20 protein-coding genes and 7 tRNA genes are annotated in these 23,800 nt (G+C 55.4%); 5 read left to right on the forward strand and 22 right to left on the reverse strand.

Annotation, left to right across the window (positions count from 1 at the left end):
• Positions 1–122: 122 nt before the first annotated feature.
• Positions 123–605 (forward strand): zinc ribbon-containing protein, encoded by a 483-nt coding sequence (locus tag U9O48_RS06780; protein ID WP_095281227.1) that lies wholly within the window; start codon positions 123–125, stop codon positions 603–605.
• A 107-nt stretch (positions 606–712) separates the two neighbouring features.
• On the opposite strand, the gene rihA is transcribed toward U9O48_RS06780, so the two are convergent.
• From rihA to miaB, 10 genes are all read right to left on the reverse strand, one after another.
• Positions 713–1,648: a pyrimidine-specific ribonucleoside hydrolase RihA gene (gene rihA / locus U9O48_RS06785; protein WP_324723920.1), complete on the reverse strand. Its 936-nt coding sequence runs from the start codon at positions 1,646–1,648 to the stop codon at positions 713–715.
• A gap of 121 nt (positions 1,649–1,769) precedes the next feature.
• Entirely contained in the window at positions 1,770–2,495 is a 726-nt protein-coding gene (locus U9O48_RS06790) for an amino acid ABC transporter ATP-binding protein (RefSeq protein WP_324723921.1), read from the reverse strand.
• Complete coding sequence (gene gltK / locus U9O48_RS06795) at positions 2,492–3,169, reverse strand: glutamate/aspartate ABC transporter permease GltK (RefSeq protein ID WP_282493780.1); 678 nt, start codon at positions 3,167–3,169, stop codon at positions 2,492–2,494. Before gltK ends, U9O48_RS06790 begins: the two co-directional genes overlap by 4 nt.
• Positions 3,169–3,909 (reverse strand): amino acid ABC transporter permease, encoded by a 741-nt coding sequence (locus U9O48_RS06800; protein WP_102104168.1) that lies wholly within the window; start codon positions 3,907–3,909, stop codon positions 3,169–3,171. The genes gltK and U9O48_RS06800 overlap by 1 nt, the downstream gene beginning before the upstream one ends.
• A 156-nt stretch (positions 3,910–4,065) precedes the next feature.
• On the reverse strand, positions 4,066–4,971 hold the full coding sequence (locus U9O48_RS06805) for an amino acid ABC transporter substrate-binding protein (RefSeq protein WP_282493779.1): 906 nt from the start codon (positions 4,969–4,971) through the stop codon (positions 4,066–4,068).
• A gap of 472 nt (positions 4,972–5,443) precedes the next feature.
• Positions 5,444–6,982, reverse strand: a complete 1,539-nt coding sequence (gene lnt / locus U9O48_RS06810) for an apolipoprotein N-acyltransferase (protein ID WP_324723922.1) — start codon at positions 6,980–6,982, stop codon at positions 5,444–5,446.
• A gap of 5 nt (positions 6,983–6,987) precedes the next feature.
• On the reverse strand, positions 6,988–7,866 hold the full coding sequence (gene corC / locus U9O48_RS06815) for a CNNM family magnesium/cobalt transport protein CorC (RefSeq protein ID WP_095281233.1): 879 nt from the start codon (positions 7,864–7,866) through the stop codon (positions 6,988–6,990).
• A 101-nt stretch (positions 7,867–7,967) separates the two neighbouring features.
• Positions 7,968–8,435, reverse strand: a complete 468-nt coding sequence (gene ybeY, locus U9O48_RS06820) for an rRNA maturation RNase YbeY (RefSeq protein WP_282493777.1) — start codon at positions 8,433–8,435, stop codon at positions 7,968–7,970.
• Positions 8,432–9,478 carry a PhoH family protein gene (locus tag U9O48_RS06825; protein ID WP_282493776.1) on the reverse strand — a complete coding sequence of 349 codons (1,047 nt, stop codon included), beginning with the start codon at positions 9,476–9,478 and terminating at the stop codon, positions 8,432–8,434. The genes ybeY and U9O48_RS06825 overlap by 4 nt, the downstream gene beginning before the upstream one ends.
• 134 nt (positions 9,479–9,612) lie before the next feature.
• Entirely contained in the window at positions 9,613–11,037 is a 1,425-nt protein-coding gene (miaB, locus tag U9O48_RS06830) for a tRNA (N6-isopentenyl adenosine(37)-C2)-methylthiotransferase MiaB (protein WP_100777211.1), read from the reverse strand.
• A 136-nt stretch (positions 11,038–11,173) separates the two neighbouring features.
• On the opposite strand from miaB, the gene ubiF reads away from it, so the two are divergent.
• Entirely contained in the window at positions 11,174–12,349 is a 1,176-nt protein-coding gene (gene ubiF / locus U9O48_RS06835) for a 3-demethoxyubiquinol 3-hydroxylase (RefSeq protein WP_285148748.1), read from the forward strand.
• A gap of 112 nt (positions 12,350–12,461) precedes the next feature.
• Here ubiF and U9O48_RS06840 read toward each other — a convergent pair.
• The 7 genes from U9O48_RS06840 to U9O48_RS06870 all read right to left on the reverse strand — a co-directional run bounded on the left by U9O48_RS06840 (position 12,462) and on the right by U9O48_RS06870 (position 13,160).
• A tRNA-Gln gene (locus tag U9O48_RS06840) sits at positions 12,462–12,536 on the reverse strand.
• Positions 12,537–12,572: 36 nt separating this feature from the next.
• A tRNA-Gln gene (locus tag U9O48_RS06845) sits at positions 12,573–12,647 on the reverse strand.
• A 44-nt stretch (positions 12,648–12,691) separates the two neighbouring features.
• Positions 12,692–12,768, reverse strand: a tRNA-Met gene (locus U9O48_RS06850).
• A gap of 16 nt (positions 12,769–12,784) precedes the next feature.
• Positions 12,785–12,859: transfer RNA gene (locus U9O48_RS06855), tRNA-Gln, on the reverse strand.
• Positions 12,860–12,891: 32 nt separating this feature from the next.
• Positions 12,892–12,966 (reverse strand) — tRNA-Gln (locus U9O48_RS06860).
• Positions 12,967–12,989: 23 nt separating this feature from the next.
• Positions 12,990–13,074 (reverse strand) — tRNA-Leu (locus U9O48_RS06865).
• A gap of 9 nt (positions 13,075–13,083) precedes the next feature.
• A tRNA-Met gene (locus tag U9O48_RS06870) sits at positions 13,084–13,160 on the reverse strand.
• Positions 13,161–13,202: 42 nt separating this feature from the next.
• Between U9O48_RS06870 and U9O48_RS06875 the strand changes: the two genes are divergently transcribed.
• A complete protein-coding gene (locus U9O48_RS06875) occupies positions 13,203–13,370 on the forward strand; it encodes a hypothetical protein (protein WP_282494138.1) in 168 nt (55 codons plus the stop codon).
• A gap of 14 nt (positions 13,371–13,384) precedes the next feature.
• Here the strand turns inward: U9O48_RS06875 and asnB are convergent, their stop codons facing one another.
• From asnB to nagB, 5 genes are all read right to left on the reverse strand, one after another.
• Complete coding sequence (asnB, locus tag U9O48_RS06880; protein ID WP_285146617.1) at positions 13,385–15,049, reverse strand: asparagine synthase B; 1,665 nt, start codon at positions 15,047–15,049, stop codon at positions 13,385–13,387.
• Positions 15,050–15,299: 250 nt separating this feature from the next.
• Positions 15,300–16,052, reverse strand: a complete 753-nt coding sequence (gene nagD / locus U9O48_RS06885; protein ID WP_285146616.1) for a ribonucleotide monophosphatase NagD — start codon at positions 16,050–16,052, stop codon at positions 15,300–15,302.
• Positions 16,053–16,099: 47 nt separating this feature from the next.
• Positions 16,100–17,320 (reverse strand): DNA-binding transcriptional regulator NagC, encoded by a 1,221-nt coding sequence (nagC, locus tag U9O48_RS06890; RefSeq protein ID WP_324723923.1) that lies wholly within the window; start codon positions 17,318–17,320, stop codon positions 16,100–16,102.
• 7 nt (positions 17,321–17,327) lie between these two features.
• Positions 17,328–18,476, reverse strand: coding sequence for an N-acetylglucosamine-6-phosphate deacetylase (gene nagA, locus U9O48_RS06895; RefSeq protein ID WP_324723924.1), 1,149 nt, complete (start codon positions 18,474–18,476; stop codon positions 17,328–17,330).
• A 54-nt stretch (positions 18,477–18,530) separates the two neighbouring features.
• Positions 18,531–19,331 (reverse strand): glucosamine-6-phosphate deaminase, encoded by an 801-nt coding sequence (gene nagB, locus U9O48_RS06900; RefSeq protein WP_095281242.1) that lies wholly within the window; start codon positions 19,329–19,331, stop codon positions 18,531–18,533.
• Between the two features lie 331 nt (positions 19,332–19,662).
• Between nagB and nagE the strand changes: the two genes are divergently transcribed.
• Both nagE and glnS read left to right on the forward strand, forming a co-directional pair.
• Complete coding sequence (gene nagE / locus U9O48_RS06905) at positions 19,663–21,681, forward strand: N-acetylglucosamine-specific PTS transporter subunit IIBC (protein ID WP_282494134.1); 2,019 nt, start codon at positions 19,663–19,665, stop codon at positions 21,679–21,681.
• A 179-nt stretch (positions 21,682–21,860) separates the two neighbouring features.
• Complete coding sequence (glnS, locus tag U9O48_RS06910) at positions 21,861–23,528, forward strand: glutamine--tRNA ligase (protein ID WP_285148752.1); 1,668 nt, start codon at positions 21,861–21,863, stop codon at positions 23,526–23,528.
• The last annotated feature ends 272 nt before the right edge of the window (positions 23,529–23,800 follow it).

A 23,800-nucleotide genomic window follows, 5' to 3' on the forward strand; every position in this document is an offset into this window, starting at 1 on the left:
TACTATGCAAGGTATCGCATCTCCCCTTTGCAGGAATTTACCGGGTCTGTGGCTGACCTGACAAAGCGGCGGCAAAATAAGGTCTATTATTAGAATTAGTTACTGACCCGGGAGGCGAAAGGATGAACAAGGTTGCTCAATTTTACCGCGAACTGGTTGCCACACTCACGGAGCGCCTGCGTAACGGCGAACGTGATATTGATGCCCTGGTCGAGCAGGCGCGCGCGCGCGTCGTGCAAACGGGTGAGTTAACGCGGACCGAAGTAGAAGAGGTGACGCGGGCCGTGCGCCGCGATCTGGAAGAGTTCGCGCGCAGCTATGAAGAGAGCCAGGACGAGGTCACCGACAGCGTGTTTATGCGGGTGATCAAAGAGAGTCTGTGGCAGGAGCTGGCGGATATCACCGACAAAACCCAGCTGGAGTGGCGCGAGGTGTTTCAGGATCTGAACCATCACGGCGTGTATCACAGCGGCGAGGTGGTCGGGCTGGGGAATCTGGTGTGTGAGAACTGCCATTTCCATCTGGCGGTGTACACGCCTGACGTGTTGCCGCGCTGTCCGAAATGCGGGCATGACCAGTTCCAGAGACGGCCGTTTGAGCCGTGATTTTCCACCCTCACCCTAACCCTCTCCCTGCGGGAGAGGGGATCAGATCGGCGTGGTTTTCTCCCTCTCCCCGTGGGAGAGGGCCGGGGTGAGGGCACCAGACCGCACTAGTGATAAAACTTCAACCGTTCTGCGATTAAATCCACAAACGCTTCCCGGTCGATATCCAACATCAGCGTGGTATTCGGCGTATTGCCGGTCAGGGAGTAGTAATCCACGACCGTCATCCCCTGGGTGTATTTCCCCTGCGTCTCTACGCCGACCCAACGATCCACCGTGGTAAATATCTCCGGTTTCAACAGCCAGGCGATGGTGCAGGGATCGTGCAGCGGCGCGCCCTGGAAGCCCCATTTCTCGGTTTTGTGATACTCCATAAAGAAGTCGAGCAGCTCGGCGACGGTGGTGGCGACGGGGTTGCCGATCCCACGAAAACGCTCGCTATCTTCCGCCATGATTTGCGCCCGATGGGTCACATCCAGACCTGCCATCACAATCGGGATGCCCGACTGGAAGACGATCTCTGCCGCTTCCGGGTCGACGAAGATGTTGAACTCCGCTGCTGGCGTCCAGTTGCCGAGCCCCATTGCGCCGCCCATGATCACAATCCGCGCGATCTTCGCGTGCAGTTCCGGGTGGCTATTGAGCAGCAGCGCGACGTTGGTTTGCGGGCCCGTGGCGACCAGCGTCACCCGCTCGCGGCTGTCGCGCAGCACCTTCGCCATCAGTTCGACCGCCGTGCAGTTTTGCGGTGCAAAGCCAGGCTCCGGCAGCGCCGGGCCGTCGAGGCCGCTCTCGCCGTGGACGTTATCGGCGATAATCAGATCGCGCATCAGCGGCTTCACCGCGCCGCCTGCCACCGGGATATCCGCTCGTTTGAGCAGGGTCAGCATGCGTAACACGTTGCGCAGGGTTTTATCCGGCGTCTGGTTCCCGGCAGAAGAGGTGACGGCTTTGAGGTCGAGTTCCGGTGAGGCGAGGGCAAGGACCAGAGCGATAGCGTCGTCATGACCTGGATCGCAATCGAGAATGATCGGCAGTGGCATAGGGAGCTCCATTTTTTGGCGTTATTTTGTGACAAGGTTAACGCCGCAAGATGAAGCAGACGAGAAGAAGAGGGCTAAAGCGTGAAGTGGTGCGCAATCCGAAGAGTGCGCACCCTTTTGATTAGTGCAGGATTTTGGCGAGGAAGTCTTTAGCGCGGTCGGACTGCGGGTTGGCGAAGAAATCTTCTTTCGGCGAATCTTCGACAATTTTCCCTTCATCCATAAAGATCACGCGGTTGGCCACTTTGCGGGCGAAGCCCATCTCGTGGGTCACCACCATCATGGTCATCCCTTCGTGCGCCAGTTCCACCATGACGTCCAGCACTTCGTTGATCATCTCTGGATCGAGCGCGGAAGTAGGTTCATCAAAAAGCATGGCGATCGGGTCCATACAGAGCGCACGGGCAATCGCCACGCGCTGCTGCTGACCGCCGGAGAGCTGCGCCGGATACTTATCGGCATGGGCCGACAGCCCAACGCGCTCCAGCAGTTTCAGGCCCTTTTCGCGCGACGCTTTTTTGTCGCGTTTCAGCACTTTTACCTGCGCCAGCGTGAGGTTCTCAATAATCGACAGGTGCGGGAATAGCTCAAAATGCTGGAACACCATCCCGACGTGAGAACGCAGTTTTGCCAGATTGGTTTTCTTGTCGTTGACCCTGGTGCCATCGACGACGATCTCGCCTTGCTGCACGGGTTCGAGGCCGTTGACGGTTTTGATCAGCGTCGATTTACCGGAGCCGGAAGGGCCGCAGACGACAACCACTTCGCCTTTTTTCACTTCGGTGGAACAGTCGGTCAGCACCTGAAAGTGCCCATACCATTTAGAAACATTTTTCAGGGAAATCATGAGACCGTCCTTTTCTTCAGCCAGGTCACCAACAGCGACGCGCTTAAACTAATTGCAAAATAAACCGCACCTGCGAACAGGATCATCTCGACCTGCGTCCCGTCACGCTCGCCGATGGTGGAGGCGGTGCGGAAGAAGTCTGCGAGGCTCAGCACGTAAACCAGTGAGGTATCCTGGAAGAGCACGATGCCCTGGGTCAGCAGCAGCGGGACCATGGCGCGAAACGCCTGGGGTAAAATAATGAGCTTCATGGACTGCCAGTGGGTCATCCCCAGGGCCAGCGCCGCGCTCGATTGTCCGCGGGAGATGCTCTGAATACCCGCGCGAATAATTTCGGAATAGTACGCGGCCTCAAACATCGAGAACGCCACCATGGCCGAGATCAGGCGGATATCGGTTTTCGGCGACAGCCCCAGCACGTTTTGCAGTAGGCCGGGAACGATCAGGTAAAACCACAGCAGCACCATCACCAGCGGAATCGAGCGGAAGACGTTGACGTAGGCCGTGGCGAACCAGGCGAGCGGTTTAAAGCTCGACAGGCGCATGACCGCGAGGATCGTCCCCCAGACAATACCAATGACGATAGCAATGGCGGTGATTTTTAAGGTGATGACCAGCCCGTCGAGCAGATAGGGCATGGCGGGTACAATGGAACTCCAGTCAAAATCGTACATTATTTGCCCCCCAGATTGCCCGGCAGGCGAGTTTTACGTTCAACCAGGTTCATCACCAGCATGATGAATGCGTTAATCAGCACGTAGGCCACGGTAATGGCGGTGAAGGATTCCCACGCGTGGGCGGAGTAATCCAGCAGCTTGCCCGCCTGCGCGGCCATATCGACCAGACCGATGGTGGAGGCGATGGCCGAGTTTTTCACCAGGTTCATCATCTCGGAGGTCATCGGCGGGACGATCACCCGATAGGCGTTCGGCAGCAGCACGTAGCGATAGCTTTGCGGCAGCGTCAGGCCCATCGCCAGAGCTGCGTTTTTTTGCCCGCGTGGCAGCGACTGAATGGCGGCTCGCACCTGCTCGCACACGCGTGCAGCGGTAAACAGCCCAAGACAGAGCATCGACGAGACAAAGAACTGTATGTTCGGGTCGAGTTCCGATTTAAACCACATGCCGAGGTTTTCCGGCAGCAGTTCAGGAACCACCAGATACCAGGTAAAGAACTGCACGATGAGTGGAACGTTGCGGAACAGTTCCACGTACAGGGTGCCGAGAGAAGAGAGAAAACGATTCGGGACGGTACGTAAAATACCGAACAGCGAACCGACCAGGAAGGCGATAATCCAGGCCGTTATCGATAACGCAACGGTGACCTGAAAGCCGCTCCACAGCCAGCCTAAATAGGTGGTGTTGCCGAACGGGGCTTGTTGCAGAAAAATGCCCCAGTTCCAGTCTATTGACATAATAAACTCCAGAAAAAAAAGGGTAGCAGCGCTACCCTCGAAGATTGGTGAGAAGCTCAATGTTCGCGCTGAGTGGGGAACGACCACTCAACGTATAGTCTGTCCGCGCTTCCCGACAATCGAGAGGGCAGGAGGTCCCGCCCCTAATGGTTCTAATTAGTTCAGTGCTTTATCGTTTGGTTCTTTGAACAGGGCTTTCATGTCGTCAGACAGTTCAAAGTTCATGTTGAGATTTTTTGGTGGAATCGGGTTCTTGAACCACTTATCGAACCATTTTTCCGCTTCGCCGGAGGTCTGGACTTTGGCGATGGTGTCATCGATCAGTTTTTTGAAGTCCGCGTCGTCTTTACGCAGCATACAGCCGTACGCTTCTTTCGACTGTGCCGTGCCGACGATTTCCCAGTTGTCCGGTTTCTTCGCCTTCGCACGTTCGCCCGCCAGCAGCGCGTCATCCATCATGAATGCCACCGCGCGGCCGCTTTCCAGGGTACGGAAAGAGTCACCGTGGTCTTTGGCGCTGATGATGCGCATATCCAGTTTCTTCTCGTCGTTCAGCTTGTGCAGCAGCACTTCAGAAGTGGTACCGGAAGTGACAACGACCGCTTTGCCCTTCAGGTCTGCGAAGTCTTTAATCTCGCCGCCTTTTTTGGTCAGCAGACGCGTGCCAACCACGAAGATGGTGTCGGAGAAGGCCGCTTGTTTCTGACGCTCAAGGTTGTTGGTGGTGGAGCCACACTCAAAATCGAAGGTGCCGTTTTGCAGCAGGGGAATACGGTTTTGCGACGTAATTGGAATCAGCTTCACCTGCAGATCAGGTTTGTTAAGCTTCTTCTTGACCGCTTCTACGATCGCGTTGGAGTAGTCCTGAGAGTAGCCTACGACTTTTTGCGTGTTGTCGTAGTATGAGAACGGGACGGAAGATTCACGGTGGCCGACCACGATCACGCCATTTTTGGCAATCTTGTCGAGAGTGCTCCCGGCAGCCGGAGCGTCTTCAGCGTGAACGACGCCTGCGGACATCCCCATTACCAGCATTGCTGTGGCCAGTTTACGTAATTGCATACCCAACTCCTTTATTATCTGCGCCAATGACGCATTGATACCCATTGTGATGTTGTTATATCTCGCGCGATGCGAGTGCAGTGTTATGCAAGCTTGTTAACATTTAGTCTGGCTTAATGTAAAGATTTTGCTGCGTTATTGTTTATTTTTGCGAAGCGCGCCGCACCATTCAGAGGCAAAAATATCTGCCTGCACCGTTTCGGTGCTACCGATGAACTGCGGTGGTGCGACCAGGTTGCACGTTAAGCCAAACGACTGAATCTGTGATTTAACAAAGCAATAGGCGTGCCAGAAATGGAATTTCGAGGGGATTTGCCGGGTGGCGGGGATGGGTTTTGTAGGGCGGGTAAGCGTAGCGCCACCCGCCAGAAATTCGCACGGGAACACGAGCCGGGTGGCGGCTACGCCTTACCCGGCCTACAGGGATGTGTTTTGTAGGGCGGGTAAGCGCAGCGCCACCCGCCAGAGAGGATTATCTACGACGCTGACGAAGGCTCATCAACACCGCGCCAAAACCAAACAGCGCGGTCAGGATCCACAGCGGCCAGTTGCCGGTGCGGGCATATGGCGTCAGACCCGTCGTTGGCGTGACTTTGGTGGTCAACACCGCACGAGTGAACTGCGGGAGCATCGCCTGAATTTCGCCTTTCGGACCAATCACCGCCGTAATCCCGTTGTTGGTGCTGCGCAGCAGCGGACGCGCCAGCTCAAGCGAGCGCATACGCGCCATCTGGAAGTGCTGCCACGGGCCAATCGACTTACCGAACCAGGCATCGTTGGAGATGGTCAGCAGATAATCCGTATCCGGACGGAAGTTATCGCGCACCTGTTCGCCCAGGATGATTTCGTAGCAGATCGCTGGCGTCAACGCGAAGCCGTGCGCATGAAGCTGCGGCTGAACGTATGAACCCCGGCTAAAGGAGGACATCGGCAAGTCGAAGAACGGCGCCAGCGGGCGCAGAATCGATTCCAGCGGCACAAACTCACCAAATGGCACCAGGTGATTTTTGTTGTAGCGATTCGCCGATTCGTAGCTGTACGGATTGTCTTTTCCGAGGGTGATGATGGTGTTGTAGGTGTCGTAACGGTTCTGCTTGTTCAGACGCGCATCGACAATCCCGGTGATCAGCGTGCTGTTTTTGGCGCGCAGGAGATCGTCCATCATGCTCAGGAAACGCTGCTGGTTAATCTCCAGATCCGGAATCGCAGACTCCGGCCAGATGATCAGACTGGATTTTCCCATCTCTTTTTGCGTCGCATCAAGATAGATTTTCAGCGTATTAATCAGCTGATTCTCATCCCATTTCAGCGACTGCGGGATATCCCCTTGCACCATCGATACCTGGGTGGCGCGTTCCGGCTCCAGGGTAAACCACTGGATAAAGCGCAGCGGGAAAGGAAGGGCGAAGAGGACAACGGCGGCAACCAGCGGTTTCCAGTTGCGGCTTACCAGAGCCAGCACCAGCAGGCCGCTCACCACCATCAGCAGGAAGTTGATTGCTTCCACGCCCATCACCGGGGCCAGCCCTTTCAGCGGGCCATCAATCTGGCTATAGCCGAACTGGAGCCACGGGAAACCGGTCAACACCCAGCCGCGCAGGAATTCGGTAATCTGCCAGACCACGGGAGCGGCAATGGCGACGCGCAGCCAGTTTGTTTTCGGCCACAGGCGCGAGAGAATGCCCGCGAACAGACCCGTATACAGCGAGAGATACGCCGCCAGCAGCACGACCAGGAAGACGTTCACCGGGCCAGGCATCCCGCCAAACTGCGCGATGCTGACGTACACCCAGTTAATGCCCGAGCCAAACAGGCCCAGACCCCAGAAGTAGCCGATAGCTGCGGCCTGCACCGGGCGACGATTCAGCGTCAGCCCTTGCAGCCCCATCAGCGAGAGGAGGGCGGCAGGCCAGATGTCATAAGGAGAAAAAGCCAGCGTTCCGCTGGCTCCGAGCAACAGCGCCAGCAGCAAACGGACGCGCTGGCGTTCAAGTAATGGGGCAAATGCCATTTACATTAATCTTCCAGTTTTGGCACCGGGGAGTCGTCCGGCATTCTGACGTGAACCTGAATAATACGTCGGCTGTCGGCCATGGCGACCTTGAACTGGTAACCATCGATGTCAACGGACTCGCCGCGCGCCGGGAGATGGCCAAAGGCCTGCATCACCAGCCCGCCAATGGTATCGACCTCTTCATCGCTGAAGTGGGTGCCAAAGGTCTCGTTGAACTCTTCAATGGAGGCCAGCGCGCGCACCGTCCAGGTGTGACGGCTCAGCTGACGGAATTCGATATCGTCTTCTTCGTCGTACTCATCTTCGATTTCACCGACGATCAGTTCGAGAATATCTTCGATGGTCACAAGGCCGGAAACACCGCCAAATTCATCGATAACAATCGCCATGTGGTAGCGCTGGGAGCGGAACTCTTTCAGCATGCGGTCAACGCGCTTGCTCTCCGGAACCACCACCGCCTGGCGTAACACTTTTTCCATGCTGAAAGCGTCGGCATCGCTGCGCATAAACGGCAGCAGATCTTTCGCCATCAAAATCCCTTCGATGTGATCTTTGTCCTCGCTAATCACCGGGAAACGCGAGTGGGCCGATTCGATGATCACATCGAGGCACTCGTCCAGAGTCTGGTTGCGTTTCAGGGTAATCATCTGCGAGCGGGGGATCATAATATCGCGAACGCGCTGGTCGGCGATGTCCATGACCCCTTCGAGCATTTCGCGCGTATCTTCGTCGATAAGATCGTTCTGCCCGGAATCACGAATCAGCTCCAGGAGTTCATCACGGTTTTTAGGTTCGCCGTGGAACAGCTGGCTCAGAATGAGGGAGAAAAATCCCTTCTTACTGGTTGTCGTGTCGCTACTGTGTGAATTGTCGTCGCTCATGGCGTTTGTTAAGGGTTCTCTTGTGAGTTTAACGCGCGCCGCCGCAGGAAAGATCCTTGTGCGGCGGCATGGTGGGTCAGTTGAGCAAGATGCTTAACTGACTATTCTTTCTCGGCAATGTACGGGTCCTCATAGCCCAGAGCAAGCATTATCTCTGTCTCGAGGGATTCCATCTCTTCTGCTTCTTCGTCTTCAATATGATCATAGCCAAGCAGATGCAGACTGCCGTGGATAACCATGTGCGCCCAGTGGGCGTCGAGGGGCTTTTGCTGCTCTTTCGCTTCCTGTTCAACCACCTGGCGGCAGATGATCAGGTCGCCGAGCAGCGGCATTTCGATGCCCGGCGGCGCTTCGAACGGGAAAGAGAGCACGTTGGTCGGCTTATCTTTCCCGCGATAGGTCAGGTTCAGCTCGTGGCTTTCCGCTTCGTCGACCAGGCGAATCGTCACTTCTGACTCTTCCTGGAACTGCGGGATCACCGCATCCAGCCATGTTTGAAACTGACTTTCTTCCGGCAAACCGGAGTTGTCCTCACAGGCCAGCTGTAAATCGAGGATCACCTGACTCATTTATGCTCTTGCTCCTGGGCTTCGCGTTTACGTTCCGCGGCCTGTTCTGCTTTACGTTTTTGTTCTGCTTCTTCCCATGCTTCATAGGCGTTAACGATGCGGGCAACCACCGGGTGGCGCACCACGTCTTCGCTGTTGAAGAAGTTGAAGCTAATTTCGTCCACTTCCGCCAGCACTTCGATGGCGTGACGCAGACCGGATTTGGTGCTGCGCGGCAGGTCGATCTGGGTGATATCCCCGGTGATGACCGCTTTCGAGTTAAAGCCGATACGCGTCAGGAACATCTTCATCTGTTCGATGGTGGTGTTCTGGCTCTCATCAAGAATGATGAACGCGTCGTTTAACGTGCGCCCGCGCATATAGGCCAGCGGGGCCACTTCGATGACGTTACGCTCGATCAGCTTTTCGACTTTCTCAAAGCCGAGCATTTCAAACAGGGCGTCATACAGCGGACGCAGATACGGGTCCACTTTCTGACTCAAATCGCCTGGCAGGAAGCCGAGCTTTTCACCGGCTTCGACCGCCGGGCGGGTCAGCAGGATACGACGAATATCCTGACGCTCCAGGGCATCGACCGCGGCGGCAACGGCCAGATAGGTTTTACCCGTACCCGCAGGGCCCACGCCGAAGGTGATGTCATGGTCGAGAATATTGGCGATGTACTGCGCCTGGTTTGGCGTACGCGGCTTGATGACGCCACGCTTGGTTTTGATATTGATGGCCTTGCCGTAGTCAGGCACGCTGTCGGCGCTCTGCTCCAGCACGCGCGCTTCTTTAATGGCGAGGTGAATATGTTCCGGTTCGATATCCTGGATTTCCCCGCGCATCGGGGCGGTATCGACATACAGGCTGCGCAGAATATCCGCAGCGGCGTTGACGCAGATGGCGCGTCCGGTGAGTTTGAAGTGATTATCGCGACGATTGATTTCGATACCCAGACGTCGCTCCAGTTGTTTGATGTTGTCATCAAACGGCCCGCACAGGCTCAGCAGGCGAGCGTTGTCTGCTGGCTCAAGGGTAAGTTCACGCGTTTCTGTATTCAAACTGTTCCTCTTAATATGAGTGTCGTCTTACAAGAAATTATTCACGCCACAGAATAAAGGCGCAAGCTTATGCTTGCATATTGGGGACGCAGAGGGGAAATACAAGGCCTGCCAGAGCGACAGGCCTGAAGGAATCAGGGCTGGTAAACACCGACACCCAGATCATTTTCTTTGCGAGTACGGGCAATCACGGACGCTGGCGTTTCGGCGACGCGCAGGCCCATTTCCGCTTCGGTGCGCACCAGTTTGCCGCGCATGGAGTTGGTCAGCACTTCCTGAATCTCGATATCGACAAACTTACCGATCATGTCCGGCGTGCCTTCGAAGTTCACCACGCGGTTGTTCTCGGTACGCCCCGACAGCTGCATCAGGCTCTTACGCGACGTGCCTTCCACCAGAATACGCTGCGTAGTGCCGAGCATACGACGGCTCCAGGCGTTCACCTGCTGGTTGATGCGCTCCTGCAGAATATAGAGACGCTGCTTTTTCTCCTCTTCCGGCACATCGTCCACCATATCGGCGGCAGGCGTGCCCGGACGGGCAGAGAAGATAAAGCTAAAGCTGGTGTCGAAATTCACTTCGCCAATCAGCTTCATGGTGCGCGCGAAATCATCGGTGGTTTCGCCAGGGAAGCCGACGATAAAGTCGGAGCTGATCTGGATATCCGGACGCGCTTCACGCAGTTTGCGGATGATCGCCTTGTACTCCAGCACGGTGTGGGTGCGGCCCATCAGGTTCAGCACGCGGTCAGAGCCGCACTGGACCGGCAGATGCAGGAAGCTCACCAGCTCTGGCGTGTCGCGATAGACATCGATGATGTCGTCGGTAAATTCAATCGGATGGCTGGTAGTGAAGCGCACGCGGTCGATACCGTCGATAGCGGCCACCAGACGCAGCAGCTCGGCGAAAGTGCCGGTAGAGCCGTCGTAGTTGGCACCGCGCCACGCGTTGACGTTCTGGCCGAGCAGGTTCACTTCACGCACGCCCTGAGCCGCCAGCTGGGCCACTTCGAACAGGATATCGTCGCACGGACGGCTGACCTCTTCCCCGCGCGTGTACGGCACGACGCAGTAAGTGCAGTATTTGTTGCAGCCTTCCATGATCGACACGTAGGCGCTTGGGCCGTCGGCGCGTGGCTCTGGCAGACGGTCAAATTTCTCGATTTCCGGGAAGCTGACGTCCACCACCGGGCTGCGATCGCCGCGAACGGAGTTGATCATCTCCGGCAGGCGGTGCAAGGTCTGCGGGCCAAACACGATATCGACGTAATGGGCGCGCTGACGAATCAGTTTGCCTTCTTGCGAAGCTACGCAGCCGCCGACGCCGATAATCAGGTCCGGGTTTTTCTTTTTGAGGAGTTTCCAGCGACCTAACAGGTGGAAGACTTTTTCCTGCGCTTTTTCACGGATTGAGCAGGTGTTAAGCAGCAGCACATCGGCTTCTTCTGCCACTTCCGTCAGTTGATACCCGTGGGTGGCATTCAGCAGATCGGCCATCTTCGATGAATCGTATTCGTTCATCTGACAGCCCCAGGTTTTTATATGGAGTTTTTTAGTCATCGACTTGCTCAGGCTCAGGATTGCAAGCCGCGTATTGTAATGCTTTGGTGGGGTTGTGACCAGTATGAAGGTTGTCGGCCTCAAGGGCGAAAAAATCCGGTAAACTTAAGGGATTCTCTTCAAAGGATTATTGACCATGACACTCCAGAAAACCGAAATCGCCGTGGTCGGCGGCGGGATGGTCGGCGGCGCGCTGGCGCTTGGGCTGGCACAACAGGGATTCCAGGTAACGGTGATCGAGCAGGCCGCACCGCCTGCGTTTGACGAAACCCAGCAGCCGGACGTGCGGATCTCGGCGATCAGCGCCGCGTCGGTCGATCTGCTGCGCGGTCTGGGCGTGTGGGAGGCAATCCTCGCGATGCGCGCCCATCCGTATCGTCGTCTGGAGACCTGGGAGTGGGAAAACGCCCATGTGACGTTTAACGCCGCGGAGCTCAAGCTGCCGCTGCTGGGCTACATGGTGGAAAACAACGTCCTGCAGTTGGCGCTCTGGCAGGCGCTGGAGGCGCACGACAAGGTGACGCTGCGGGTGCCGGATTCGCTGAAAGCACTGCATCGCCATGAAGGCGGCTATTTGCTGGAGCTGGATAACGGTGATGAGTTGGCGGTGAAGCTGGTGGTCGGGGCCGATGGCGCAAATTCCCAGGTGCGTCAGATGGCCGGGATCGGCATTCACGCCTGGCAGTATCAACAATCCTGCATGCTGATTACCGTCAAATGCGAAAACGATCCGGGCGACAGCACCTGGCAGCATTTTACCCCCAACGGCCCACACGCCTTTTTACCGCTGTTTGGAAACTGGGCGTCGCTGGTGTGGTACGACACCCCGGCGCGTATTCGCCAGCTGCAGAGTTTGTCGATGGAGCAGCTGCAGCGCGAAATCGATAAACATTTCCCGGCGCGTCTTGGCAAGGTGACGCCGGTGGCGGCGGGCGGATTCCCGTTAACACGTCGCCATGCCCTGCAATATGCCCGCGAAGGGCTCGCGCTGGTGGGGGATGCGGCGCATACCATTCATCCGCTGGCGGGGCAGGGCGTAAACCTGGGCTATCGTGACGTGGAAGCGTTGTTGTCGGTGATGAGCAGCGCGCGCGGCCATGCGGAACCCTGGGCGAGTGCAGCGGTGCTGAAGCGCTACCAGACGCGGCGCATGGCGGATAATTTCCTGATGCAGTCAGGGATGGATCTGTTTTACGCGGGGTTCAGCAACGATCTTGCACCGGTGCGGGTTCTGCGCAATATCGGCCTGATGGCGGCAGAGCGCGCAGGCGGCCTGAAACGTCAGGCACTGAAATACGCGCTCGGTCTCTAGGCAGTCTTTTCCCTCTCCCTTTGGGAGAGGGTCAGGGTGAGGGGAACAAGCCGCACCGTTCCCAAAGCACAAAAACAAAAAAGCCCGCAGAGCGGGCTTTTTTGCTGTTAAGTGGCTGGGGTACGAGGATTCGAACCTCGGAATGCTGGTATCAGAAACCAGAGCCTTACCGCTTGGCGATACCCCAACAGGGTGCGTTAAACATCTAACGACTTTTTGAAATTGGCTGGGGTACGAGGATTCGAACCTCGGAATGCTGGTATCAGAAACCAGAGCCTTACCGCTTGGCGATACCCCAACAATTTTTTCTAGTTTACCGAAATAATCGATAAATTCCTAATTTGGTGGCTACGACGGGATTCGAACCTGTGACCCCATCATTATGAGTGATGTGCTCTAACCAACTGAGCTACGTAGCCAGACTGCTTTCTTCGATGGCTGGGGTACCTGGATTCGAACCAGGGAATGCCGGTATCAAAAACCGGTGCCTTACCGCTTGGCGATACCCCAATAACCGCGGAGAACCGCTCAATCGAAGAAAATGGCTGGGGTACCTGGATTCGAACCAGGGAATGCCGGTATCAAAAACCGGTGCCTTACCGCTTGGCGATACCCCATCCGTGCAACGCGGACCTGGAAATGGTGCGGGAGGCGAGACTTGAACTCGCACACCTTGCGGCGCCAGAACCTAAATCTGGTGCGTCTACCAATTTCGCCACTCCCGCAAAAAAAGATGGTGGCTACGACGGGATTCGAACCTGTGACCCCATCATTATGAGTGATGTGCTCTAACCAACTGAGCTACGTAGCCATCTTTTTTTCGCGTTACCTTATCGGCGTTGCGGGGCGCATTATGCGTATTGAGTCTTGCAGCGTCAATATCTTTTTCAATGAAAATGGCCGGATTGTGACTGTTTGGTTAGGTTGCGAACAGCGTGACCGAATAATCGGCAATTATTGGTTATTAATCGCTTTTGTTCAGCAAAACGTGAGCAATAAAAAAGGCCCCGAAGGGCCTTAATGCGATCTCTGCGATTACTTATAAGCAGACTGGTGAACACCCACCGCGCGTCCTGATGGATCGTTCATGGATTTGAAGGATTCATCCCATTCGATGGCTTTCGCCGAGGAGCAGGCCACTGACGGACCGCCAGGGACGCATTCCGCTGCGCTCGCGACCGGGAACAGCTCTTCGAAGATTTCACGGTACAGATACGCTTCTTTCGATCCCGGCGTGTTGTACGGGAAGCGGAAGCTCGCGGTTTCCAGCTGTTGATCGGAAACTTGCTTCGCGGCCACCTCTTTCAGGGTGTCGATCCAGCTGTAGCCCACGCCATCGGAGAACTGCTCTTTCTGACGCCAGGCGACGCTTGCCGGCAGGTAAGATTCGAAACATTCACGCAGGATATGTTTTTCCATTTTCCCGTTGCCGCACATTTTGTCCTGCGGGTTGATGCGCATCGCCACGTCGAGGAAAGACTTATCCAGGAAGGGTACGCGGGCTTCCACGCCCCAGGCGGACATCGCTTTGTTGGCACGCGCGCAGTCAAACATGTGCAGCGCCTGCAGTTTACGTACCGTCTCTTCATGCAGCTCTTTGGCGTTTGGCGCTTTATGGAAGTACAGATAGCCGCCAAAGACTTCGTCAGATCCTTCGCCTGACAGCACCATTTTAATGCCCATCGCTTTGATTTTTCGGGACATCAGATACATCGGCGTCGAGGCGCGAATGGTGGTCACATCGTAGGTTTCGATGTGATAGATCACGTCGCGGATCGCGTCCAGACCTTCCTGCACGGTGAAGTGAATTTCATGGTGCACGGTGCCCAGATGGTTTGCCACTTCCTGCGCGGCTTTCAGATCTGGTGCACCTTCCAGGCCGACGGCGAAGGAGTGCAGCTGCGGCCACCAGGCTTCAGAGCGCTCCCCATCTTCCACGCGGCGAGCGGCGAATTTTTTGGTGATCGCCGAGATCACGGAGGAGTCCAGGCCACCGGAGAGCAGCACGCCGTAAGGCACGTCAGACATCAGGTGACTTTTTACGGAATCTTCCAGCGCCTGACGCAGGGCGTTTTTGTCGGTGACGTTGTCTTTCACCGCGTCGAAATCGAACCAGTCGCGCTGGTAGTACTGACGGATTTCACCGTCTTTGCTCCACAGGTAGCTGCCTGCCGGGAACTCTTTAATGGTGCGGCAAACCGGAACCAGAGCTTTCATTTCAGAGGCGACGTAGAAGTTACCGTGTTCGTCGTGGCCCATATACAGCGGGATAATCCCGATGTGGTCGCGGCCAATCAGGTAGGCGTCTTGTTCGCTGTCGTACAGCGCAAAGGCAAACATACCCTGCAGATCGTCGAGGAATTCCGGCCCTTTTTCCTGATACAGGGCGAGGATCACTTCGCAGTCGGAACCGGTCTGGAAAGCGTAACGATCGCCATACTCTGCGCGCAACGCCTGATGGTTGTAGATTTCACCGTTAACGGCCAGCGCATGCGTTTTTTTCTCGTTATACAGCGGCTGGGCACCGGCATTGACATCGACAATCGACAGACGTTCGTGAGCGAGAATCGCTTTATCGCTTGCGTACACGCCGGACCAGTCCGGGCCGCGGTGACGCATCAGGCGAGAGAGTTCCAGTGCCTTTTTACGCAGTTCGCCCGCGTCAGTCTTGATATCCAGTACGCCAAAAATTGAACACATAACCTTCTCCGTTAACCCTGTTGCAGTGTGATGTTGCTTGCTTATGAAAATGCCGCAAAACAGGGTGTGTGCGCAACACTTTTACGGGCGCAAAAGCAAATAACGCAACAGGCATTGCCGAATGTTGAAAAAAGAGTATGTCGAGAGCGGTTTTATTGATGATTATGCAATGAATGGTGGTTTTCGTTAGATGCGGTGATGTTTTTGCGGCTTAAAAATGAAAAACCACGCTCGAGGGCGTGGTTTCTTGTCAGATAACGTCGATTTCGGCCACCGACGGATAAATCCAGCTCGGCCGGAACGGCATGGCGTCGATGTCGTCCAGCGTCGACACGCCCGAGAGCACGAGGATCGTCTCAAGCCCGGCCTGGAAACCGGCCAGAATATCCGTGCGCAGGTTATCGCCGACAATCACCGTTTGCTCGGAGTGCGCCTGCATTTTGTTGAGCGCCGCGCGGACAATCCACGGGCTCGGTTTGCCGACCACGAAAGGTTTGCGGCCCGAGATTTTCTCGATGCCTGCGCAGAGCGCGCCGCACGCCGGGTAATAGCCGCGACCGTGCGTATCCGGGTTGGTGGCAATAAAGCGCGCGCCATTCGCCACGAAGTAAGCGGCTTTGTGCATCATTTCCCAGTTAAAGGAGCGGGTCTCGCCGACGATGACAAAATCCGGGTTCACGTCGGTGATGGTAAAGCCTGCTTTATACAGCTCGTGGATCAGCGCGCCTTCCCCGACCACGTATGCCTTTTTGCCTTCCTGACGTTTCAGGAAATCGGCGGTGGCCATCGCGGAGGTGTAAAACACGCTGTCCGGCACGTCGACACCGGCGGTGGCGAAGCGGTTGGCCAGATCCTGCCCGGTCTGCGACGGATAGTTGGTCAGCAGAACCAGCGGCATTCCTTTTTCCAGAATACGGTTCAGAAACTCAGCGGCACCGGGCACCGCAACGTTATCGTGCATCAGCACGCCGTCAATATCACAAATCACATTCTGAATGGTCATGAACTACCTGGCATCTCAAAAAAAGAAGGCGTCACTATAAAGCGCTCTTAGCTTTCCAGCAAACGCTGGAGCAGCAGACCGTTAAGCATGGCGCGTTTCACCAGCGCAAAAGCACCAATGGCGGAGCGGTGATCGAGCGTCGAGCGCACCACCGGCAGATTCTGACGGAAGGCTTTCAGCGCCTGAGTATTAATGCAGCCTTCGATCGCCGGAAGCAGCACTTTTTCCGCCTCGGTGATCTCACCGGCGATCACCACTTTCTGCGGGTTAAACAGGTTGATGGCAATGGCGATGGTTTTGCCCAGATGGCGGCCCACTTGCTCAATCACCTCGCAGGCGAGGGCGTCGCCTTTGTTGGCGGCTTTGCAGATGGTGTTGATCTTGCAGTCTTCAAGCGTGATGCGGCTTTGATAGCCCTGCTCGAGCAGATGGCGCACCCGGTGTTCAATCGCGGCGTTAGCAGCGACGGTTTCCAGACAGCCGAAGTTCCCACAGTGGCAGCGCTCGCCGAGGGGATCGACCTGGATATGGCCGATCTCGCCGACGTTGCCGTTACGGCCAATAAAAATGCGTCCGTTGGAGATAATCCCGGCGCCCGTACCGCGGTGGACGCGCACCAGAATAGAGTCTTCGCAATCCTGACTCGCACCAAAGTAGTGCTCCGCCAGCGCCAGGCTGCGGATATCGTGCCCGACATAACAGGTGACGTTGAAACGTTTTTCCAGCGCGCCGACCAGCCCCCAGTTTTCGACCTGGATGTGCGGCATGTAGCGAATCACGCCGCTTTCCGGGTCGACCAGACCTGGCAGGATCACCGAGATGGCGATCAGCTCGCGGATTTTACGCTGACAGCTTTCAATAAACAGCGCGATGGTATTCAGCAGGGCGTGCTCCAGGGTTTCCTGGGTGCGTTCCGGCAGGGGATAGTGCTCTTCTGCCACCACTTTGCTGCTCAGATCGTACAGGGTGAGCGTGGTGTCGTGACGGCCAAGGCGTACGCCAATGGCGTGGAAATTGCGGGTTTCGGTAATGATAGAGATGGCGCGGCGGCCCCCGGTGGAGGCCTGCTGATCGACTTCTTTGATCAAGCCGCGCTCAATCAGCTGACGCGTGATTTTGGTCACGCTGGCGGGGGCAAGCTGGCTCTGTTCGGCGATCTGAATCCGCGAGATTGGACCATGCTGGTCAATCAGGCGGTAAACAGCCGCACTGTTAAGTTGTTTAACGAGGTCAACATTACCAATTTGAGCTTGTCCGCCAGATGTCATACTTTACTTACTCAGTGACGACCTCGTTACCATTAACGATGGTCTTAATAATTTTATAATCGCGTGTGAAGGCGGTGAGGTTGGCCACCATGCCCGGAGCGATACCGCCCAGCTGTTTGTCCACGCCAATCGCGCGAGCCGGGTAGAGCGTTGCCATACGCAGCACTTCATCCAGCGCAATGCCGCAATGCTCAACCAGGTTACGTACCCCTTCGATCATCGTCAGCGCAGAGCCGCTCAGCGTTCCGTTCTCATCCACGCACAATCCATTGCGGTAGTATATTGTTTTACCAGCAAAAATGAACTGCTCAATATTTGCACCTGCTGGCGCCGTGGCGTCAGTCACCAGGCACAGCTTATCGCCTTTCAGGCGTTTCGCGTTGCGGATGTTGGTGTAATCCACATGCAGGCCATCAGCGATAATGCCACAGTAAACGTCTGGCTCATCAAGAATCGCACCGACAAGGCCTGGTTCGCGGCCGGTAATGTACGGCATGGCGTTATAAAGGTGGGTCGCAAAGGTAATGCCTGCGCGGAAACCGGTTTTCGCTTCGGCGAGCGTCGCGTTAGAGTGACCCGCGGAAACCACGATACCGGCGGCTGCCAGTTTGCTGATCACTTCCGGCCCGGTCATTTCAGGGGCCAGCGTCACTTTGGTGATCACGTCCGCGTTCGCGCACATGAAGTCGACCAGCTCGGCGTCCGGCTTGCGCACATAATTCGGATTGTGGGTGCCTTTCTTAACAATGTTCAACCACGGACCTTCAAGGTGCAGACCCAGCGCCTGATGCGGGTATTTCGCCAGGTATTCACGCATCACGCGGATACCTTGCTTCATTAATTCGTCGTCGGAGGTGATGAGCGTTGGCAGATAGCTGGTGCAGCCCGATTTCTCATTGGCTTTCTGCATGATCTCCAGCGTTTCAACGGTGACCGCCTCTGGCGAGTCGTTGAACTGCACGCCGCCGCAGCCGTTCAGCTGGACGTCGATAAAACCGGGGGAGATGATTGCTCCATTGAGTGAGCGCTGTTCGATCTCCGGCGGCAGTTCAGCCTGCGGGCAGACACGTTCAATCAGGCCATTGGCGATAACAATCGCATGGTCATCCAGAATTTCATGGCCGGTATAAATCCGACCGTGGGTTAAAGCGTACATAAGACCCCCGGTTTAAAAATTCAACCGCCTCTTTGGGAAGAGGCGGCTAGTCAATTACAGACCTTTAATGTTTTCAGCTTCTAACTCGTTGAAGTATTTCAGCGTCTTCACTTTCAGTTCCATGGTGGACGGCTCGTCGCACACCACAACCGCTTTAGGATGCAGCTGCAGGCAGCTGATGGTCCACATGTGGTTCACGTTGCCTTCAACGGCGGCTTGCAGCGCCTGCGCTTTCACGTTGCCCAGCACCAGAATCATCACTTCTTCGGCATCCAGCAGGGTGCCCACGCCAACGGTCAGGGCGTATTTTGGCACCTGATTTACGTCGCCGTCGAAGAAGCGAGAGTTTGCCACGCGGGTGTCATGGGTCAGGGTTTTAATACGGGTACGAGAGGCCAGAGAAGAAGCCGGTTCGTTGAACGCGATGTGCCCGTCGTTGCCCACGCCGCCCATGAACAGGTTAATTTTGCCGTAAGAGCGGATTTTTTCTTCGTACTGACGGCATTCTGCGTCAATATCAGGCGCGTTTCCATTCAGCAGGTTAATATTTTCAGGTTGAATATCAACGTGATCAAAGAAATTACGGTGCATGAAGCTATGGTAGCTCTCCGGATGCTCTTTCGCTAAGCCCACGTATTCGTCCATGTTGAAGGTGACAACATGTTTGAAGCTAACCTGGCCTGATTTATGCATTTCGACCAGAGCTTTATACGCGGTCAGCGGAGTGCCACCGGTTGGCAGGCCGAGAACGAAAGGACGATCGGCGGTAGGTTTGAACGCGTTGATACGGTTAACGATATGGCGTGCAGCCCATTTTCCGACTTGTTCAGCTGTAGCCAGGGGAATCAGTCTCATTGTTCACCTCTAAAGTTAAAGTTAAAAAAAGTGGGCGGATGGCGCGCCTCAACCTGAAATAAGCGTAACCTGGATCACGCCAGGCGGGGGGCAATCCGACTTGATTTTTTGAATGATAAAATAAGTTTTCACTGTTAGCCAGCAAAAGGGAGGGTTATTAACGGTATTTGGTGACAAAACTCACAAAAAATACGTGTTTAATTTGCGATACGAATTAATTTCTCACACACTCAGAATGCCAGTGATTCATCAACTGTATCGATAAGTTAGTGACACAATAAAAAACAGCTGAGAACGTGCCTTAAACGGGGTCTCATAGGGGGAAGCACAAGTGAGTATTCTAGGTTATTTACAAAAGGTTGGTCGCGCACTGATGGTGCCGGTCGCCACGCTGCCAGCGGCAGCAATTCTGATGGGTGTCGGCTACTGGATTGACCCGGTTAGCTGGGGTGGTGACAACGCACTTGCGGCGCTGTTCATCAAGTCGGGTTCCGCCATCATCGACAATATGTCTGTACTGTTCGCGATCGGTGTCGCTTACGGTATGTCCAAAGATAAAGACGGTGCAGCAGCATTAACAGGTTTTGTGGGCTTCCTCGTGTTGACCACGCTCTGTTCTCCGGCAGCGGTTGCCATGATTCAGAAGATCCCAGTGGACCAGGTGCCTGCTGCGTTCGGTAAGATCAGCAACCAGTTCGTCGGTATCCTCGTGGGTATCATCTCTGCGGAACTGTACAACCGCTTCAGCGGCGTTGAGCTGCCGAAGGCGCTGTCGTTCTTCAGCGGTCGCCGTCTGGTGCCGATCCTGACCTCCTTCGTCATGATCGCCGTCGCGTTCATCCTGATGTACGTCTGGCCTGTGATCTTCGACGGTCTGGTGAACTTCGGTGAGCACATCCAGAAACTCGGTTCTGCGGGCGCAGGTATCTATGCCTTCTTCAACCGTCTGTTGATTCCGGTCGGTCTGCACCACGCCCTGAACTCCGTGTTCTGGTTTGACGTGGCAGGTATTAACGATATCCCTAACTTCCTCGGCGGCGCACAGTCCATCGAAACAGGTAAAGGCATCGTGGGTATCACCGGTCGTTATCAGGCGGGCTTCTTCCCGATTATGATGTTCGGTCTGCCGGGTGCTGCGCTGGCTATCTATCACTGCGCACGTCCAGAGAACAAAGCGAAAGTTCTGGGTATCATGATGGCGGGCGCATTCGCGGCCTTCTTCACCGGTATCACCGAGCCGCTGGAATTCTCCTTCATGTTCGTGGCGCCGGTTCTGTATGTGATCCACGCCGTGCTGACCGGTATCTCTGTGTTCATCGCCGCGTCGATGCACTGGATTGCAGGCTTCGGCTTCAGTGCGGGTCTGGTGGATATGGTGCTGTCGTCCCGTAACCCGCTGGCGACTCACTGGTGGATGCTGATCCCTCAGGGTCTGGTGTTCTTCGTGATTTACTATGTGGTGTTCCGCTTCACTATCACCAAATTCAACCTGATGACTCCGGGTCGCGAGCTGGCTGTTGCCGGTAGCGAAGCGGATGGTCAGGACGTGAATGTGAGCGGTGATAAAGAGCAGGACGTTGCAGGCCTGGCGCGTCAGTACATCGCCGCAGTCGGTGGTTCTGACAACCTGACCGGTATCGACGCCTGTATCACCCGTCTGCGCCTCAGCGTGAAAGATTCTTCTCTGGTTAACGAAGCACTGGCTAAACGTCTGGGCGCATCCGGTGTGATTCGTCTGAACAAAACCAGCGTGCAGATTATCGTGGGCTTCGTGGCAGAAAAAATCGCTAACGCCATGAAAACCACCGGTCCGGTAGCCGCTTCTGAAGCTGCTCCTGTCGCCGCTGCACCTGTAGCTGCAAAACCACAGGCGGTTCCTAACGCCACCACCATCGCGGCGCTGGTTTCTCCAGTGACCGGTGAAGTGGTTGCCCTGGAGCAGGTTCCTGATGAAGCCTTCGCCAGCAAAGCGGTCGGTGATGGTGTCGCTGTGAAACCAACGGAAAAAACCGTGGTTTCTCCGGCAGCCGGTACCATCGTGAAAATCTTCAACACCAACCATGCCTTCTGCCTCGAAACGGAGAAGGGGGCTGAGATCGTGGTCCACATGGGTATCGACACCGTCGCCCTGGGTGGTCAAGGCTTCACGCGTCTGGTTGAAGAGGGTGCCGAAGTGGTGGCAGGTCAGCCGATTCTGGAAATGGATCTGGACTTCCTGAACGCCAATGCGCGCTCCATGATTAGCCCGGTTGTTTGCAGCAACATCGACGACTTTAGCGGTCTGGTTCTCCAGGCGAAAGGTCAGGTCGTTGCTGGTCAAACGCCACTGTACGAGATTAAAGGCAAGTAATCGCTCCTGAGTAGAGTCATGCCTTAAGCGGCGGGGGTTATCCTCCGCCGCTTTTTTTTGCAGCAATCCTCCCCAATATTCACTTCAAAGCCGTTTTTTGCATAACTAAAGGTTGTCACTACGTCCGGCTTATAAGATCATATGCCGTTATACGTTGTTGACGCTTTGAGGAATCCACGATGAGTGAGGCTGAAGCCCGCCCGAGTAACTTTATTCGCCAGATCATCGATGAAGATCTGGCCAGTGGTAAGCACACCACAGTTCATACCCGTTTCCCGCCGGAGCCAAACGGCTACCTGCATATCGGTCATGCGAAATCGATCTGCCTGAACTTCGGCATCGCGCAAGACTACCAGGGCCAATGCAACCTGCGTTTCGATGACACCAACCCTGTTAAAGAAGACATCGAATACGTTGAGTCCATCAAGAACGACGTGCAATGGTTAGGCTTCACCTGGTCTGGCGATATCTGCTACTCCTCTGACTATTTTGATCAGCTGCACGCCTACGCCGTAGAGCTTATCAACAAAGGCCTGGCCTACGTTGACGAGCTGTCTGCTGACGAAATCCGCGAATACCGTGGCTCGCTGACGGCGCCGGGCAAAAACAGCCCGTTCCGCGATCGCAGCGTCGAAGAGAACCTCGCGCTGTTCGAAAAAATGCGTGCCGGTGGCTTCGAAGAGGGCAAAGCCTGTCTGCGTGCCAAAATCGACATGGCGTCGCCGTTCATCGTGATGCGCGATCCGGTGCTGTATCGCATTAAATTTGCTGAGCACCACCAGACCGGCAACAAGTGGTGCATCTACCCGATGTACGACTTCACCCACTGCATCAGTGATGCGCTGGAAGGCATTACGCACTCCCTGTGTACGCTGGAGTTCCAGGACAACCGTCGTCTGTACGACTGGGTGCTGGATAACATCACCATCCCTGTGCATCCGCGTCAGTACGAGTTCTCTCGTCTGAATCTGGAATACACCGTGATGTCCAAGCGTAAGCTGAACCTGCTGGTGACGGACAAGCACGTAGAAGGCTGGGATGACCCACGTATGCCGACCATCTCCGGTCTGCGTCGTCGTGGCTATACAGCTGCCTCTATTCGCGAATTCATCAAGCGTATCGGCGTGACCAAGCAGGACAACACCATTGAGATGGCGTCTCTGGAATCCTGCATTCGCGAAGATCTGAACGAAAACGCACCGCGCGCGATGGCGGTTATCGATCCGGTTAAACTGGTTATCGAAAACTACCCGCAGGGCGAGAGCGAGCAGGTCACCATGCCGAACCATCCGAGCAAACCGGAAATGGGCAGCCGTGAAGTGCCGTTCAGCGCCGAGATCTGGATCGACCGCGCTGACTTCCGCGAAGAAGCGAACAAGCAGTACAAGCGTCTGGTGCTGGGCAAAGAAGTTCGCCTGCGCAATGCGTACGTGATCAAAGCTGAGCGCGTTGAGAAAGACGCCGAAGGCAACATCACGACTATCTTCTGTACTTACGACGCAGAGACCCTGAGCAAGGATCCTGCTGACGGACGCAAAGTGAAAGGCGTGATCCACTGGGTGAGCGCAGCACACGCGCTGCCGGTTGAAATTCGTCTGTACGATCGTCTGTTCAGCATTCCGAACCCGGGCGCGGCAGAAGATTTCCTGGCGACCATCAACCAGGAATCATTGGTCATCAAACAGGGTTATGCAGAACCTTCCCTGAAAACGGCCGAAGCAGGTAAAGCGTATCAGTTCGAGCGTGAAGGTTACTTCTGTCTCGACAGCCGTTATGCAACCGCTACCAAACTGGTATTTAACCGTACCGTCGGTCTGCGTGACACCTGGGCCAAAATCGGCGAGTAAGCCTGGTCAATGAGAGACAAACGCCGCACAACGCGGCGTTTTTTTTGCTTATCGATCATGCTTTTACTTTTCGTGCCATTTTTTAACCGCAAAATAACACGTCAATGAGCTGCTACTTATTTTTTATAATAAAGTTTCGTGTAATACGGAATAAGCCAAATTAAAGTATGTAAGCGCTATCAAATTTCATTACTCACTGAATTTAACCATATTTTTCCGCTTAAGCCTTGTCGCAGGTGATGTGTTACAAATCACTACCAATTATGTGCACT

The organism is Lelliottia sp. JS-SCA-14 (assembly GCF_035593345.1).
Lineage (GTDB): Bacteria > Pseudomonadota > Gammaproteobacteria > Enterobacterales > Enterobacteriaceae > Enterobacter > Enterobacter wanjuensis.